Origin of the sequence: Vibrio sp. S17_S38 (assembly GCF_014694375.1) — a bacterium.
Taxonomy (GTDB): domain Bacteria; phylum Pseudomonadota; class Gammaproteobacteria; order Enterobacterales; family Vibrionaceae; genus Vibrio.
The window spans coordinates 105,721-121,439 of sequence record NZ_JAAUWW010000010.1; the positions used below are offsets into that span (position 1 = coordinate 105,721).

Sequence of the window (15,719 nt, forward strand, 5' to 3'; positions counted from 1 at the left end):
TTGTTGATCTTTGGGTCTGATGTCAATACATTGATGTAAATTCTTGGTGAATATTTCGTGCTACATGTTTTAGAGATGAAATAAAAACCTATTTTTTATCAATGTATTATGATTTAGGAGGATGCGTGGATCATCAGTTTTGGCAGCAGGCTAACCGCAAGTTAATCGCAAAAACATTGAGTGAAATTCATTTTGAGCAGCTCATCAATTACACCCCAAGTAGACCTCAAACTTTGGCATCAAAAGGCGTTAAAGGTCAGGTGTTTCAATTGGAATGTGGCGATCATTTTTGGTCTTTTAACGCAAAACTCAGCGTGTGGGGAATGTTGCTGATCAAGTCTGATTCGATTATGACTAGCCACGGTGATATTCCACTACTGAATGATTTGTTATTGGATCTACAGACTAGGTTGTCAATATCAGATATGAATTTAGCGGGCTTGATTGAAGAAACACAACAAACACTTTGGAGCGAGATACGGTGCTTGAAAGCGCAACAAGGTGTTACGGCTCAAGATATCGTTCTGATGGATGAAGTAACACGTCAACAATATCTTGATGCACACCCTAAATTGATCGCTAATAAAGGTCGACTAGGGTGGGGAGAAACTGAATTAGAACAATATTCACCTGAGTCGGGCGAGGCTTTCGCACTACACTTTCTGGCCGTTGATAAGTCTATTTCTATCTCTGGTTTTCAGACCGGTTTAACTTCGCAAAATTTATTTGAATCTTTTGTCTCAAATGAAGAGTGGCAAGCATTGATTTGCCAGCTGCCTCAAGGTGGGTTGGATAAGTTTGACATCATCCTCGTGCACCCTTGGCAATTAGAGCGTTATTTAAAAAGCCAATATCTTCAGTATTTTATGCAACAACAATTGATCGAGTTAGGCACCACCTCAATGAAGTGGATTGCTCAACAATCAATTCGAACGTTGACCGCAGAAAGTTCTTTAGTTGATGTTGATGTAAAAACAGCATTGACTATTCTAAATACATCTTGTTATCGAGGAATTCCCGGGAAATATATTGCTCATGGCGCCAGGATTTCTGTGTGGTTGGCTGATATCGCCAATAACGATCCCGTGCTAAAGATGTGTGGTTTACGCGTTCAGCAAGAAATAGGTGGTGTGTATTGCCCGCATCCGCATCAGTCCAAAATTGAGGGCCCATATCGATACCAAGAAATGCTGGGCTGTATTTGGCGTGAGCGCGCAGAAAGTTTGCTGCCAATTAATCAACGACCACTTTCAATGGCGACGTTAATGCAAGCCGATGGAGAAGGAACATCGTGCATTGAAGCATTAATTTTATTATCGGGTTTGCCTGCTAAGCAATGGTTGCAAGAACTGTTTCAACATGTGGTGGTACCCATTTACCACTTAATGGTGAAATATGGTGTTGGTATTGTCGCGCATGGTCAAAACGTTACTTTAGTATTGGAAGATAACCGTCCAGTAGGCTGTTTGATTAAAGATTTTCATGGTGATTTGCGTCTGATCGATCAACCTTTTTCTGAACTAGAAAGTTTAGATCAAGATATTCAAAATAACCTTGTTCGTTTGCCCGCTCATTATCTGATCCATGACTTATTAACCGGACATTTTGTCACTGTTTTACGTTTTGTTTCGCCTTGGTTAGAAAAGCTTGGTGTTAGTGAAGTTGTGTTTTATCAGTTATTGCGACGCACGCTTATAAGCTATCAATCCCAGCATCCTGAACTAAGTGAGCGTTATGAATTATTGAATCTTTTCACGGATAAAATAGACAAAATTTGCTTAAACAAAGTACGGTTTAAAATTGGGTTAGGGGATAGCAGTGAGCGTCCTTTACCTGAGTTGGCCGATCCGATTAGTAATCCACTGTTATTATCGTAATGGTGTATACCTCTCTTACCTGAAGCTTTGTTGGTTATGTTCAATTACGGCCTAACTGCAACTTCAATTACTTTCGGTATAAATGATCTTTATTTGTGAACTGGCTTGGTTATAAATTCATATTTTAATTGATATTGCTTATGATAATTATTATTATTTGCGCGATTTAAAATAGGTTCATAAATAGCTCATTTAGGTTTCGGTGTATGTTTCAGTTAACAGATGTTGCATTTAGTACTCAAGATAAGACGATTTTGAGTCCCATTAACATTGGTTTTGAGAAAGGAAAAGTGACCAGTTTACTTGGTCATAACGGTAGTGGTAAATCGACGTTGATCAAAATGCTCGCGAGACAGCAAGTGGCGACTCAAGGTGAGATCTTAGTGGATGGAAGTAAATTATCTGATTTATCGGCTAAAGACTTCGCATTGAAAGTGTCTTATTTACCCCAGCATCCACCAATCACCGATGGCGTAAAGGTTCGTGAACTGGTGCGTTTTGGACGTTATCCATGGAAAGGCTTATTTGGTCGTTATAGTACTCAAGACGAAGTATTTATCGACCAAGCCATTGAGCAAGTTGGATTAACTCATATGCAGGATCGTTTTGTTGCGACGTTATCTGGTGGTGAAAGGCAACGAGCTTGGGTGGCAATGTTATTGGCACAAAAAAGTGAATGTATTTTACTTGATGAACCAACATCAGCGTTAGATGTGGCGCATCAATATGAACTTCTCGCGTTAATTCGTGAATTAAATCAAAGCTTAGGTATGACGGTCATTATGGTATTACACGACATTAATATGGCGGCACGTTTTAGTGATCATATGGTGGCGTTGCATTCAGGGAAAGTATTAGCAAGCGGTTCACCGCAAGAACTTATGCAGCAAGACGTGCTGCATTCGATTTACGGAATTCCTCTTGGTTTGTTTATCCACCCAGAAACGGGACATTCAATAAGCTACATCCGTTAATCAATATATTCGTCAGTACATGATGATTTTGAAGCGATATATTCAAAAATAGTTCTTGAGTTAACGCTCGGGAACAAAAGGAAATAATGAAGATGAAAATGCGTTTTTTTGGTGCCATTTTGTTTCTTATTGCTTTGAGTGCTAAGGCTCAAAGTTTTGAACATGAAATGGGAAGCGTTGAGTTGAAAACGACGCCAATTAAAGTAGTCGCACTTGATTGGGTATTAACTGAGCATCTATTAGCATTGGGCGTTATTCCTTATGGTGTGGCAGATGTAAAAGGTTACCAGAGCTGGGTAGTGGAACCGAGCTTGCCTAATGATGTAGTCAGTGTGGGATCAAGGCGAGAGCCTAATTTGGAACTTTTAGCCCAGATGAAACCAGATTTAATTTTGATGAGTGACGCGATGAGCCCAGCTTATGAAAAATTAAATGCGATTGCACCCACGATGGTCTTGAGTGTCTATACCCCAAAGAATAAGCCTTTAGAAGCGGCAAAGGTTCAACTATTGACGTTGGGTAAAGTGCTTGATCGCACGGTTCGAGCTCAGCAAGTGATCGATGAGTTTAATCAAACCCTAAAAACCAATAAAGCCAATATTGAATCGCATAATACTTCGCAGACACCGTTATTACTCATTCGCTTTATTGGTGATAAACATATTCGAATTCATGCATCCAATTCATTGGCAGGTGAAACCATTACTCAAATGGGATTAAACAATGCATGGCAGCCGATGGGAAATAGCTGGGGTTTTAGTTCTGCGACGATTTCACAATTAGCACCTTTACAACATTCGAGCGTTTTCTATTTTGGTCCAGTGAGCAAAAAAGACAAAAGTGTATTAACCAGTAATCCTATCTGGAAGGTCATGAAATTTGTTCGAGAAAATCGAGTATACGCGCTGCCGCCAGTGTGGACCTTTGGTGGTCTTAAAGCGGCCGAGCGATTGAGTAATGAAGTGACTCGTCAATTAACGATGCCGGCTAAATAATGACGTTATCTATCTCAGTTTTAAAAACTAACAGCGCAAATTATGTCTATTTATTGAAGTCGGTTTTCTTCATGCTGATAGTCGCGGCAATCATTACTGGATTGATTTCTATTAGTTTGCCTTATCCATTGCCGTTATCTCAATGGAGTGAGGTTCTGCTGTCGCCCGATCTTGATAGCTATCAACACGTTATTTTGCATTACAGCTTTTTTCCTCGTTTAGCGATGGCCATCTTGTGCGGTGCAGGGCTTGCGATGGCGGGATGTGTGATGCAAGCGGTATTAAGAAACCCACTAGCTTCTCCAACAACGTTAGGTGTGGCATCTGGCGCTCAACTTGGAATTGCCGTTGCATTATTATTACCATTAGCCGATTGGAGTACGTTGTATTCAATTTTATTTTGGTTAACCCCTCAATCTTTTGCTTTTATTGGTGGATTACTGGCGACAGGGTTAGTGTTTTTACTGACGGTAAGAAAAGGCTTCGCGCCACTACAAATGGTGTTATCAGGAATGGTGGTAACTCTGTTTTTAGGGGCATTAAATATGGTGTTGATCTTATTTAATGAACAACAATTAACCGGACTATTTATTTGGGGAGCGGGAGCGCTTGATCAAAATGATTGGCTTGGGGTTCAGCATCTATTGCCACAAATTTTATTGGCTTTAGTGGTGTTAATGCTGATCCAAAGACCACTTTCAATTCTTCAGTTAGGGGAAGATGTTGCCTCTTCAATGGGCGTAAAAGTAGGTGTGTTGCGGATCTCGGCATTAATCGTTGCTGTGTTTGTTACTTCTAGCATTGTGAGTGAAGTCGGGATCATCGGTTTTATAGGTTTGGTCGCACCTGCTTTGGCAAAATTGCTTGGTGCTCGACGTATGATAAGCCAACTGATTATTAGTACATTAGTCGGTGCAGTATTGTTGCTGCTTACTGATCTCGTGGTGATGCAGTTTACTGGGATTGCTGGCGATTTATTACCAACGGGAGCAGTCACAGCTTTAATTGGGGCACCATGTTTACTGTGGTTGTTAAGCAAGCAATCATGGTCTTCAAGTCAAAAATTTGAAGCCACTCCAGATCCATATTTTGTTGATAAGGCTTTTTTACCGGTTTTTATTTTCTCGATTACGGTACTTGTTATCTTGTTATGCCTATCGCTTTTTGTAGGACAAAGTCAGCTAGGGTGGCAAGTGGCTTGGTCGGAAACTGTACTCGATTTACGCCTACCGAGAGTGATTGTTGCGGTGTTTGCCGGTGCTTCTTTAGCTTTAGCTGGCAGTATTATTCAGCGGATCACGGGCAATCCAATGTCTAGTCCAGAAGTTATAGGTATCAGCTCTGGTGCGGCTTTCTCATTAGTATTAGGCGTTTTGATTTTTGGATCTATTAGCCGAGCTGAACAGTTATTACTGGGCGGTGCAGGGGCTTTATCTGTGATGTTTTTGGTGTGGTGGTTAAGTCGAAAAAGCCAATTGTCACCGGCCAGAATGCTATTAACAGGAGTGGCATTAAGTGCGTTTTTAGATTCTTTAATTCGAATATCACTGGCCAGTGGTAATGAACAAGTTAAAGCGTTATTAGCATGGTTATCAGGTTCAACGTATTTGGTTGCTTGGTCAGATTCTTTGGTATTAGTACTCGGAACAATAGTGTTGGCTGCGGGCTTATTTTTATGTCACCGCTGGTTGGATTTAATGGCGATGGGGAATATTACGGCAAGTGCGCTTGGGGTGAATACCTATCGCGTACGTCAATGGTTAATGTTGTTGGCCTCATTATTGACAGCTTTAGCCGTGATCGTTGTTGGCCCGCTTAGTTTCGTTGGTTTATTAGCGCCACATATGGCGAAATCGTTGGGGCAGTATACCGCTCGACATCAAATGCTATTAGCGTGTGTTATTGGTAGTAATATCATGCTATTGGCTGATTGGCTTGGGCGAAACATTTGGTTTCCATGGCAAGTTCCCGCAGGGTTATTAGCGTCATTAATTGGCGGCGGTTACTTCATTTACTTGCTACGTAAGCAATAAGAATAATTAGAAACACCATAAAATACCTAAGTAAATAGGGTATGTAAGATTGGTATTTGAACTGCTGATCATTAAATCATTCATTTAATCCTCGGGTTTCCCGTTTAGTAATGGGTGATTCTTGCTTATACATGGTAATACTTATCATTTGGGTTCGTATTACTTTTTGTTGGCATTACACATGAAGTATTGAAATGCGTTTATTTTTTAAATTCAATATAGAGAGAAATAGTTAAATGGAAATTAACACTTTAAAAGGATTGAGATTAACACCTGTAACATTAGCTTTAGCACTTGTTGGAGCGTCAAGTTTCGCAGTACAGGCAGAAGATAAAAATAGATCCACGGATGCGATGGTGGTGGTGGCAAGTACGGCACCTAAAAGCATTAGCGAAATTCCGGGAACGGTTTGGTATGTTGATCAAGAGCGTATTGAGCAAGAAGCTCGTATGGGAAAAAGCTTAGGCGACATTCTTGCAGCGACGATTCCATCATTAGATGTTGGTAGTCAAGGGCGTACCAACAATGCTCAGAATTTACGTGGTCGTTCTGCGTTAGTAATGATTGATGGTGTATCACTTAACTCTTCTCGATCAATTAGCCGTCAATTTGACTCCATCGACCCATTTAATATCGAACGTATTGAAGTGCTTTCTGGTGCGACTTCGGTTTATGGAGCGGGTGCAACTGGTGGTGTGATTAATATCGTCACTAAAAAAGCCTCTTCTGATGGCACTGTTCAAGCTGAAACCTATGTTGGTGGCGGTTCTGGTTTTAATAATAGTGATGATTACGATGGCAAGATTGCTCAGTCAATTAGCGGTGGTAATGATAAAGCACGGGGACGAATTTCCGCCGTATACCATGAAACAGGTGGGAAGTATGACGGTAATGGTGACATCATTGTACCGGATATCACCCAAGGTTCATTACAGTACAACAAAGTACTCGATCTTATGGCATCGGGAGAAATTAATTTAACCGATACCCAAACGATATCTTTAATGGCGCAATATTATGATAGCCAACAAGATAGCCCGTACGGAATTAATTTTGGGCAAAATTTTGCAGGGTTAAGAGATCCGAGTCAAATTGATCCACGCAGTAAGGGTTATGAATCTGACCAGCAAGGTGGCACCGAGCGTTACATGCTCAATATGAACTATTTGAATACGGATTTTTTAAGTCAGCAGTTAATGGTTCAAGCTTCATACCGTAAAGAAAACATGTCTTTTATCCCTTTTATCTACGGTACTTACATGGCAGCTTCAGAGCAAAATACTGAAGTTGTTAGCTTACGAATGGCGCTGCTTAAAGACTTTGGACGCTTTAATTTAACGTATGGCGTTGATGGCTATATTGATACATTAGACAGCAAACAAACCATTTTTGATCCTGCGACTAGCTATGCAACAGGCGGCTTAGTTAATGATTCTTACGCCACAATAGGTCGATACCCAGGAACGGAAGTGGCTTCGGTTGCCGGCTTCTTACAAGGTGAGTTTAGTATTACCGACGATTGGTCTGTTCAAGGTGGGTATCGTTACCAATACATCAATAATAAGATCGATGATTATGTTGCCTCTGATGCACAAGCAACAATCGCCCTTGGTGGAGCAATGTCTGCCGATAGTATTAATGGTGGTAGCACTGACTATAGTGTCGGTTTGTTTAACTTAGGGACTATTTACCGTATTAATGCCATGAATCAGGTATGGGCTAATTTTTCTCAAGGATTTGATCTTGCTGATCCTGCGAAATATTATGGCATTGGTACCTACGATAATGTCGGTGGACATTTAGAACTGGTGGACAGCATTAATGTTGCTGACTCTCAACTTGAAGGGATGAAAACCAACAGTTTTGAAGTGGGGATGCGTAACCAAGTTGGTGAGTTAAGTATTCAAACCGCTGCGTATATTTCATTGTCAGATAAAGTGATTTCCTATGATAAAAAGAACCTTTCAGTAAAAGAAATAGATTCGGATAAACGCGTATATGGCTTAGAAACAGAACTGAATTATTGGTTAACGACTAATTTACAAATCGGTGGTTCTGGCCATGTTGTTCGAACTGAAGAGAAAGACAGTAGTGGTAATTGGGTTAAGTCTGCTGTGACAGGAGCAAGTGCATCAAAGGCGAGTGCTTGGTTGGGTTGGTATGATGAACAATATGCATTACGTTTACAAAGTAATACTATGTTTGATTTAAGTGATGATTCAGATAATGAACTCGATGGTTATACAACCGTTGACTTTATGAGCTCCGTCAACTTACCCGTAGGTAGCCTAGCATTTGGGATCCAGAACTTAATGGATGAAGACTATACAACCGTTTGGGGACAACGTGCTCAGCTGTACTATGGAGCTTCAGCGCCTGCATCTATATTTGACTACAAAGGGCAAGGCAGAACTTACATGCTGAGCTATCAAGTTAAATATTAACTTTTGTTATAAACTTTTAGCTTTAAATCGAAATGAAACAGGTGAGCGACTAGCACCTGTTTTTTTATATCTCTTACCTCTAGGTTTGCCTACCCCTAAAGAGGTGTTTTTCATTCTTTCGACCAAGTAGGCGAGTCAATTGCATGATTGTTGGCATAAAGGCGTGATTAGCCGGTTGTTTACAAGGATGTAATGAGTGCCAATGGAAAGAATGTCGAATAAAAAATCATCAAAGGGAACACTTTCTCTAGCGGTGAAAAAATCCAAATCAAGTCAAAAGCCTATTATTGTGTGTTGTGATGAAATGAACCAACAAGTGTTTTTGTGTGGTCACTTAGCACAGGATTTTGATGACATTACAGCCTGTTCGTTACGCAAGTTAGAATCCGTATTGGCCAAGCAGCCGGATTCTATTTTAGTGGTGTCATGGCGGCAACCATGTGGTGAGCTGAAGTGGATCATTGAACTGGCTGAGCATAATAATATTCCATTAATCGCATTTATCAATCAGTTAAAACCAATGGATAGTGATCGCCTGCCAAACTCATCTGGCTATGTTTTATTATCATCAATTCCCACTGAACCACTTAAAGGCTGGTTGGAGTATGCGGAACAAGTTCGAGAGAATGCGCAATCTCAAAGACAAACTATTTCGGATCTAGAGCAAAAATTAGAGGAACGTAAGTGGGTGGAGCAAGCAAAAGCCTTGTTAATGAAGTTACATAAGATTGATGAGAAAAAAGCCTACCAAGCGTTGCGTAGTACGGCTATGAAAAACAGTCAAACGATGGGACAAGTCGCGAAAAACTTATTAGTTACCTTTGAACACATCTCACTCTAATGATTGAAATGTGTGCAACCTTGCACTGTTTTGCAACAAATAAGTAACATCGGAAAGGGGTTTATTGCTAAGTAGCTAAAAAATAACCTGTTTATAAGTTGGCACAAAAATTGGATAGTTATTAGATATATAAGTAACACGACAATTTGAGTCTGTTTCACTATTTGAAATAAGACGGCGATTTTAATCATCAATGGCGGTGAACAAAATCGAATATGGAATAGCAATGGCGCTGCCTATCTACGGATGGGCGGCGTTTTTTTTTGAATATGAGTTGATGGATCAAGCAAAGGTCGTTGGCCTTAGGGGAATAAAATGGACGAAGCGGTACTTAAAGTAAAAAAATTAACCTCAGTAGTGGCCTTATCAATGTGTGTGTTATTAACGCCTATTGTCGTTCATGCGGCTGAAAAAATAGGTCCACCAGAAAAAGAAGACCTTAAATTTGGCTTCATCAAGTTAACTGATATGGCGCCGTTGGCGGTGGCGTATGAAAAGCATTATTTTGAAGATGAAGGCTTATACGTCACGTTGGAATCACAAGCTAATTGGAAGGTGTTACTGGATCGGGTTATCGATGGTGAGCTTGATGGTGCGCATATGTTAGCTGGGCAACCATTGGGAGCGACCATTGGTATTGGTACTAAAGCTGACATCATCACTGCATTTAGTATGGACTTAAACGGTAATGCCATTACGGTTTCAAACGATGTGTGGGATCAAATGAAGCCACAATTAGCCAAGGATAGTAACGGAAAAATAGCGCACCCAATTAAAGCGGATGCATTGAAACCTGTGATTGACCAATACAACAAAGAAGGGAAGTCATTCAAAATGGGGATGGTTTTCCCCGTTTCTAGCCACAACTATGAATTACGCTATTGGCTCGCAGCTGGTGGAATTAACCCCGGTTTTTATGCTCCGAATAAAGGGGATAACAGTGGAACTGCGAAAGCCGATGTCCTGTTGAGTGTTACTCCTCCTCCACAAATGCCCGCCACGATGGAAGCAGGCACAATTCAAGGTTATTGCGTTGGAGAACCATGGAATCAACAAGCGGTATTCAAAGGTATTGGTGTTCCAGTTGTGACCGATTATGAGATTTGGAAGAACAATCCTGAGAAAGTGTTTGGTGTCTCTAAAGCATGGCAAGATAAATATCCTAATACCCATCTTCGTGTAGTTCGTGCACTGATCCGCGCCTCTTATTGGTTAGACCAAGATAATAACAAAAATCGTAATGAAGCCGTCGGCATATTGGCTCGTAGTGAATATGTGGGAGCAGACAAAGCAGTAATTGCTAACTCAATGACGGGCACATTTGAGTATGAAAAAGGCGACAAACGAGAGATCCCTGACTTTAACGTATTCTTTAGACATAACGCCACTTATCCCTATTACAGCGATGCAATTTGGTATTTAACGCAAATGCGCCGTTGGGGACAAATTGCCGAGTACAAACCCGACTCTTGGTATATGGATATCGCGAAAAAAGTGTATCGACCAGATATTTATCGTAAAGCAGCTCAATCATTAATTGATGATGGAACGATGAAAGCGGCAGATTTCCCAGAGTTAAATACATCAGATGGGTTTCGTGGGCCGCAAAAACACTTTATCGATAACATCGTTTATGACGGTAAACACCCCAATGCTTACATCGATAAATTTTCTATCGGCTTAAAAGATAAAGATGCCATTTAATCGTTATTGATAGAACAAGGAAGTAACTATGTCGAATACAACGAGTGTCCATAAATTTAATAATGTTTTCTCGCTATTTTCATACCCAGCAGAGAGCAATCAATCAGTGGCAGCAACCATTAGCCGTAGTGTGTTATTACCAATGGTCGGAATCGCGATATTTTTGTTGATGTGGAGCTTAGCGGCGAAACAAGTGCACACTTCATTGGGTGTATTGCCAGGGCCATATCAAACCGCGCAACAATTTGGTGGCCTGGTGAGTGAACATTTTACTAGCCGTGAGAAAGAGAAAGCATTTTATCAGCGTCAAGATGAGCGTAATCAAGCCAAATTAGCGACCGATCCCAATGCAGAAATAAAAGTTCGGCCGTATACCGGTAAAGCAACCTTCTTTGACCAAATTGGTACTAGTTTAATCACGGTGGCCGCGGGCTTTTTATTGGCATCTGTGATTGCTATTCCGCTAGGTATTATTTTGGGTTTAAACGCTCGTTTATACCAAGCTTTTAACCCCATCATTCAATTGCTAAAGCCTGTTTCTCCATTGGCTTGGTTGCCGATCATCACCATGGTGGTCAGCGCTACATATGTGTCAGATGATCCTATGTTTCCCAAAGCCTTTGTGAACTCATTATTAACCGTTTCACTGTGTTGTATTTGGCCAACCTTGATTAACACCACTGTAGGCGTCACCAGTGTGGATAAAGATTTGTTGAATGTCAGTAAAGTACTGCGCTTGTCGTGGTGGCAACACATTCGCACCATCGTTTTGCCTTCTGCCGTACCTATGATTTTTACTGGCTTACGTTTGTCGATTGGTATTGCTTGGATGGTGTTGATTGCCGCAGAAATGCTGGCGCAAAATCCAGGACTTGGAAAATTTGTTTGGGATGAATTTCAAAATGGTAGCTCGGAATCACTTGGGCGGATCATGGTAGCAGTGATTGTGATTGGCTTGATTGGCCTGTTATTTGATCGAGGCATGTTGATGCTGCAGAAGAAACTGTCATGGAATAAAAACCAGGTTTTACGCTAACTCGTGACGCTACTAGTTCGTGAAGCCGTTAGTGAGTAAAGCTATATAGGTTCGCAACGAGATAGTGATTAAAAGATGAATGATAAAAGATTGGAGAAGCATATGTCAGTTTTGGAAGCAGAAAAAAATAAGGCTAAATCTGAATCTCAAACGGAAGATAAAGCGAAGATCACTTTTGTGAGTGACTTATATTTTGAGCAAGCAAACTATCTTGAAAAGCAGGGGGATTTTGGGCTCCAAGGTGGACAGCAAAAAACAAGCGGACTAGAAAATCAATACGCTCATAAGCCTATGGTTGAACTGTCTCGTTTAGGGATGAGATTTCCAACTCCAAAAGGGGAGTTTATTGCTTTAAAGGGCGTTGATTTAACCATTAAGAAAGGTGAGTTTGTTTCATTAATCGGACACTCAGGTTGTGGTAAATCTACCGTTCTAAATTTGGTTGCAGGCTTAACGATGCCAACGGATGGTGGCGTAATTGTTGATGGTCGTGAAGTGGATGGGCCAGGGCCAGAAAGAGCCGTAGTGTTTCAAAACCATTCTTTATTACCTTGGCTTACCGTATATCAAAATGTGGAATTAGCGGTAAAACAAATCGCAAAAGGTAAAGGTAAAACATGGATAAAAGAGAAAACCCATCACTACCTCAGTCTTATTCAAATGGAGCATGCGGCAGATAAAAAGCCGGATGAAATCTCCGGTGGTATGAAGCAGCGCGTTGGCATTGCTCGCGCACTGGCACTACAACCCAAAGTATTATTAATGGATGAGCCTTTTGGTGCATTAGATGCATTAACTCGTGCTCATTTGCAAGATGCATTAATGCAGATCCAAGCGGATCTTGGCAACACCATTATCATGATCACTCACGATGTGGATGAAGCGGTTTTGTTGTCTGACAAAATAGTGATGATGACCAATGGGCCCTCCGCCACCATTGGCGAAGTCTTGGAGATTCAGTTAGATCGTCCACGCAACCGTGTAGATCTTGCCAACAATGCCCAATATCAAGGTTATCGCCAAGCGGTATTGCAATTTTTGTATGAAAAGCATGTTCACCACGAATCGCCTAAAGCTTCTAGTAAGCAATTTGTTAATAAAAAAGCGACTAGTGAAAAAGCATCGACTGAAAATGAGTCAACCGATATGTCTTCATCTAAAAAGAAATTAGCATAAGGAATTGCATTATGAACAAACCCCATCTTGTTATTGTTGGTAATGGTATGGTCGGTCATCACTTAGTTGAAAAACTGGTTGAAGCCAATGCAACCCAACATTATAAAATTTCGGTGATTGGTGAAGAACGTTTTGTTGCCTATGACCGAGTTCATTTGTCCTCTGTTTTTTCAGGGCAAACCAATCAAGATTTATTATTGAGCAGTGAAACTTGGTATCAACAACAAGGTATTGAGCTGATTTTAGGCAGTAAAGTTACATCAATGGACACTGAACATAAACGTTTAGTAATGGACGATGCCGAAGTGCTAGCCTATGACAAATTGGTTCTATCGACGGGGTCATATCCGTTTGTGCCGCCGATTGAAGGTAATGATCGTGACAACTGTTTTGTTTACCGAACTTTAGACGATCTTTCTGAGATTCGAAATGCCTGTGAAAAATCACAATCTGGTGCGGTGATTGGTGGAGGGTTATTGGGACTAGAAGCGGCTAATGCTTTGCGCTTATTAGGCGTGGATACTCATGTCATTGAATTCGCTCCACGTCTGATGCCTGTGCAGTTAGATGCTGGCGCAAGTGGTGTGCTTGAAAGCAAAATTGAAGAATTAGGGCTACATGTTCATCTTGATACTGCCACCACGCATATTTGTGATGGTGAAACCGCTAAACATCGTTTGAATTTTAAAAATGGTGAATACATTGAAGTGGATGTATTAGTATTTTCAGCAGGTATACGTCCACAAGATGCTTTAGCGCGTGAGGCCGGTTTAGCAATTGGTGAGCGTGGTGGCATTGTGATTAACGATGCTTGCCAAACCAGTGATAAACATATTTTTGCTATCGGAGAATGTGCCTTATGGGAGCAAAAAATCTTTGGCCTTGTTGCACCTGGTTATCAAATGGCGCGCGTGGCTTGCGCTAATTTATTGGCTGAAGTCGTTATTCAAATGGAAAGTGTTAAAGCGCCTGAGCAATTTAGAGGTGCAGATATGAGCACTAAATTAAAATTGCTAGGTGTGGATGTGGCTTCCATCGGAGATGCGCAAATGATGAGCCAAGGCGCACAAGAAATGGTTCTGCAAGATACGGTGGCGGGAACATATAAAAAATTAATCGTTAATGCTAAAGGCGACCAATTACTGGGTGCGATCTTAGTGGGTGATAACACCGATTATGATGCATTTTTACAATGCTATTTGAATAAAACACCATTACCAGATCATGCGGCCCACTTGTTATTTGATACTTCGATGTTGTCAGGCGACATGTCGGATAACACGATGATTTGTTCTTGTCACAACGTAACAAAAGGTGATTTAGTCGTGGCAATTCAAGCGGGTGCGCATGAACTGTCGGATTTAAAAGCGCAAACCAAAGCGGGTTCTGGATGTGGTGGTTGTAGTAATATGGTTAAAAAAGTGCTGGATACTGAGCTTGCCGCAATGGGTATGGAAGTAAATAATCATATTTGTGAGCATTTTGAATATTCACGCCAAGAGCTTTTTCATCTTTGCCAAATCGAAGAAATTCAAGACTTTGACAGCCTAGTTGAGAAACACGGACATGGTCTAGGTTGTGATCTATGTAAGCCGACCGCCGCTTCTATTTTTGCTTCATTGTGGAATGAACACATTTTGGAACCGCAACACCGTGGGCTGCAAGATTCTAATGATACTTTTATGGCTAACTTACAAAAAGACGGATCGTATTCGGTAGTACCGCGTGTTCCAGGAGGTGAGATCACGCCAGATAAACTGATTGCTTTAGGTGAAGTGGCTAAAAAATATGATCTTTATACCAAGATCACGGGAGGTCAACGCGTCGATTTGTTTGGTGCGCAAATGGAGCAGTTACCTGAAATCTGGGAAACACTAATTGAAGCAGGTTTTGAAACAGGACACGCCTATGGCAAATCTTTACGTACTGTTAAATCTTGCGTTGGTTCCACGTGGTGCCGCTATGGTGTCGATGACTCCATTGGTCTTGCGATTGAACTTGAGCATCGTTATAAAGGGTTACGTTCGCCGCATAAATTGAAATTTGCAGTATCGGGTTGTACGCGTGAATGCGCCGAAGCACAAAGTAAAGACATTGGTATTATTGCCACCGAAAATGGTTGGAATTTATATGTGTGCGGTAATGGTGGGATGCGTCCACGTCATGGTGACTTGTTTGCGGTTAACTTAACCAAAACTGAATTAATCAGCTATATCGACCGTTTATTGATGTTCTACGTTAAAACTGCCGACAAATTACAACGTACTTCAGTTTGGATGGAGAGCTTAGAAGGTGGGCTTGAATATGCCAAGCAAGTAGTGATTGAAGATTCATTAGGCTTGGCGCTTGAGCTCGAAGCACAAATGCAATTGGTTATTGATAGCTACCAATGTGAATGGAAAACCACGGTGGAATCACAAGAGAAACGCGCTACATTCCGTCCATTTATTAACCTTGATATGAAAGGGTTTGACGATAGAAAACTTTTTCAACACATGACTTATCAACGAATCCGCGAGCAACGTATACCTGCGCTTATTATTCAAGATCCACAATTAACAATTATGGAATCAGGTAGCATGAAATTAAGTAATACTGCTGCACAAGATGAACGTGTGGTAATAAGTGAGGAGGCATAA

10 protein-coding genes are annotated in these 15,719 nt (G+C 41.0%); all 10 read left to right on the plus strand.

Annotated features, from left to right (window positions below):
* The first annotated feature begins 125 nt into the window (after positions 1-125).
* Positions 126-1,877 (plus strand): IucA/IucC family protein, encoded by a 1,752-nt coding sequence (locus tag HC725_RS09705; RefSeq protein WP_190331621.1) that lies wholly within the window; start codon positions 126-128, stop codon positions 1,875-1,877.
* Between the two features lie 206 nt (positions 1,878-2,083).
* Positions 2,084-2,851: an ABC transporter ATP-binding protein gene (locus HC725_RS09710; RefSeq protein WP_190331622.1), complete on the plus strand. Its 768-nt coding sequence runs from the start codon at positions 2,084-2,086 to the stop codon at positions 2,849-2,851.
* A gap of 92 nt (positions 2,852-2,943) precedes the next feature.
* The gene (locus tag HC725_RS09715) at positions 2,944-3,846 is read left to right on the plus strand and encodes an ABC transporter substrate-binding protein (RefSeq protein WP_190331623.1); all 903 of its coding nucleotides are present in this window, start codon (positions 2,944-2,946) and stop codon (positions 3,844-3,846) included.
* Entirely contained in the window at positions 3,846-5,879 is a 2,034-nt protein-coding gene (gene fhuB / locus HC725_RS09720; RefSeq protein WP_190331624.1) for a Fe(3+)-hydroxamate ABC transporter permease FhuB, read from the plus strand. Before HC725_RS09715 ends, fhuB begins: the two co-directional genes overlap by 1 nt.
* A gap of 236 nt (positions 5,880-6,115) precedes the next feature.
* Positions 6,116-8,323 (plus strand): TonB-dependent receptor, encoded by a 2,208-nt coding sequence (locus HC725_RS09725; RefSeq protein WP_190331625.1) that lies wholly within the window; start codon positions 6,116-6,118, stop codon positions 8,321-8,323.
* Positions 8,324-8,534: 211 nt separating this feature from the next.
* Positions 8,535-9,164 (plus strand): ANTAR domain-containing response regulator, encoded by a 630-nt coding sequence (locus HC725_RS09730; protein WP_190331626.1) that lies wholly within the window; start codon positions 8,535-8,537, stop codon positions 9,162-9,164.
* Positions 9,165-9,533: 369 nt separating this feature from the next.
* Entirely contained in the window at positions 9,534-10,868 is a 1,335-nt protein-coding gene (locus HC725_RS09735) for a CmpA/NrtA family ABC transporter substrate-binding protein (RefSeq protein WP_190331657.1), read from the plus strand.
* A gap of 28 nt (positions 10,869-10,896) precedes the next feature.
* Positions 10,897-11,904 (plus strand): ABC transporter permease, encoded by a 1,008-nt coding sequence (locus HC725_RS09740; protein WP_190331627.1) that lies wholly within the window; start codon positions 10,897-10,899, stop codon positions 11,902-11,904.
* Between the two features lie 291 nt (positions 11,905-12,195).
* A complete protein-coding gene (locus HC725_RS09745; protein WP_190331658.1) occupies positions 12,196-13,080 on the plus strand; it encodes an ABC transporter ATP-binding protein in 885 nt (294 codons plus the stop codon).
* Positions 13,081-13,091: 11 nt separating this feature from the next.
* The gene (gene nirB / locus HC725_RS09750) at positions 13,092-15,719 is read left to right on the plus strand and encodes a nitrite reductase large subunit NirB (RefSeq protein WP_190331628.1); all 2,628 of its coding nucleotides are present in this window, start codon (positions 13,092-13,094) and stop codon (positions 15,717-15,719) included.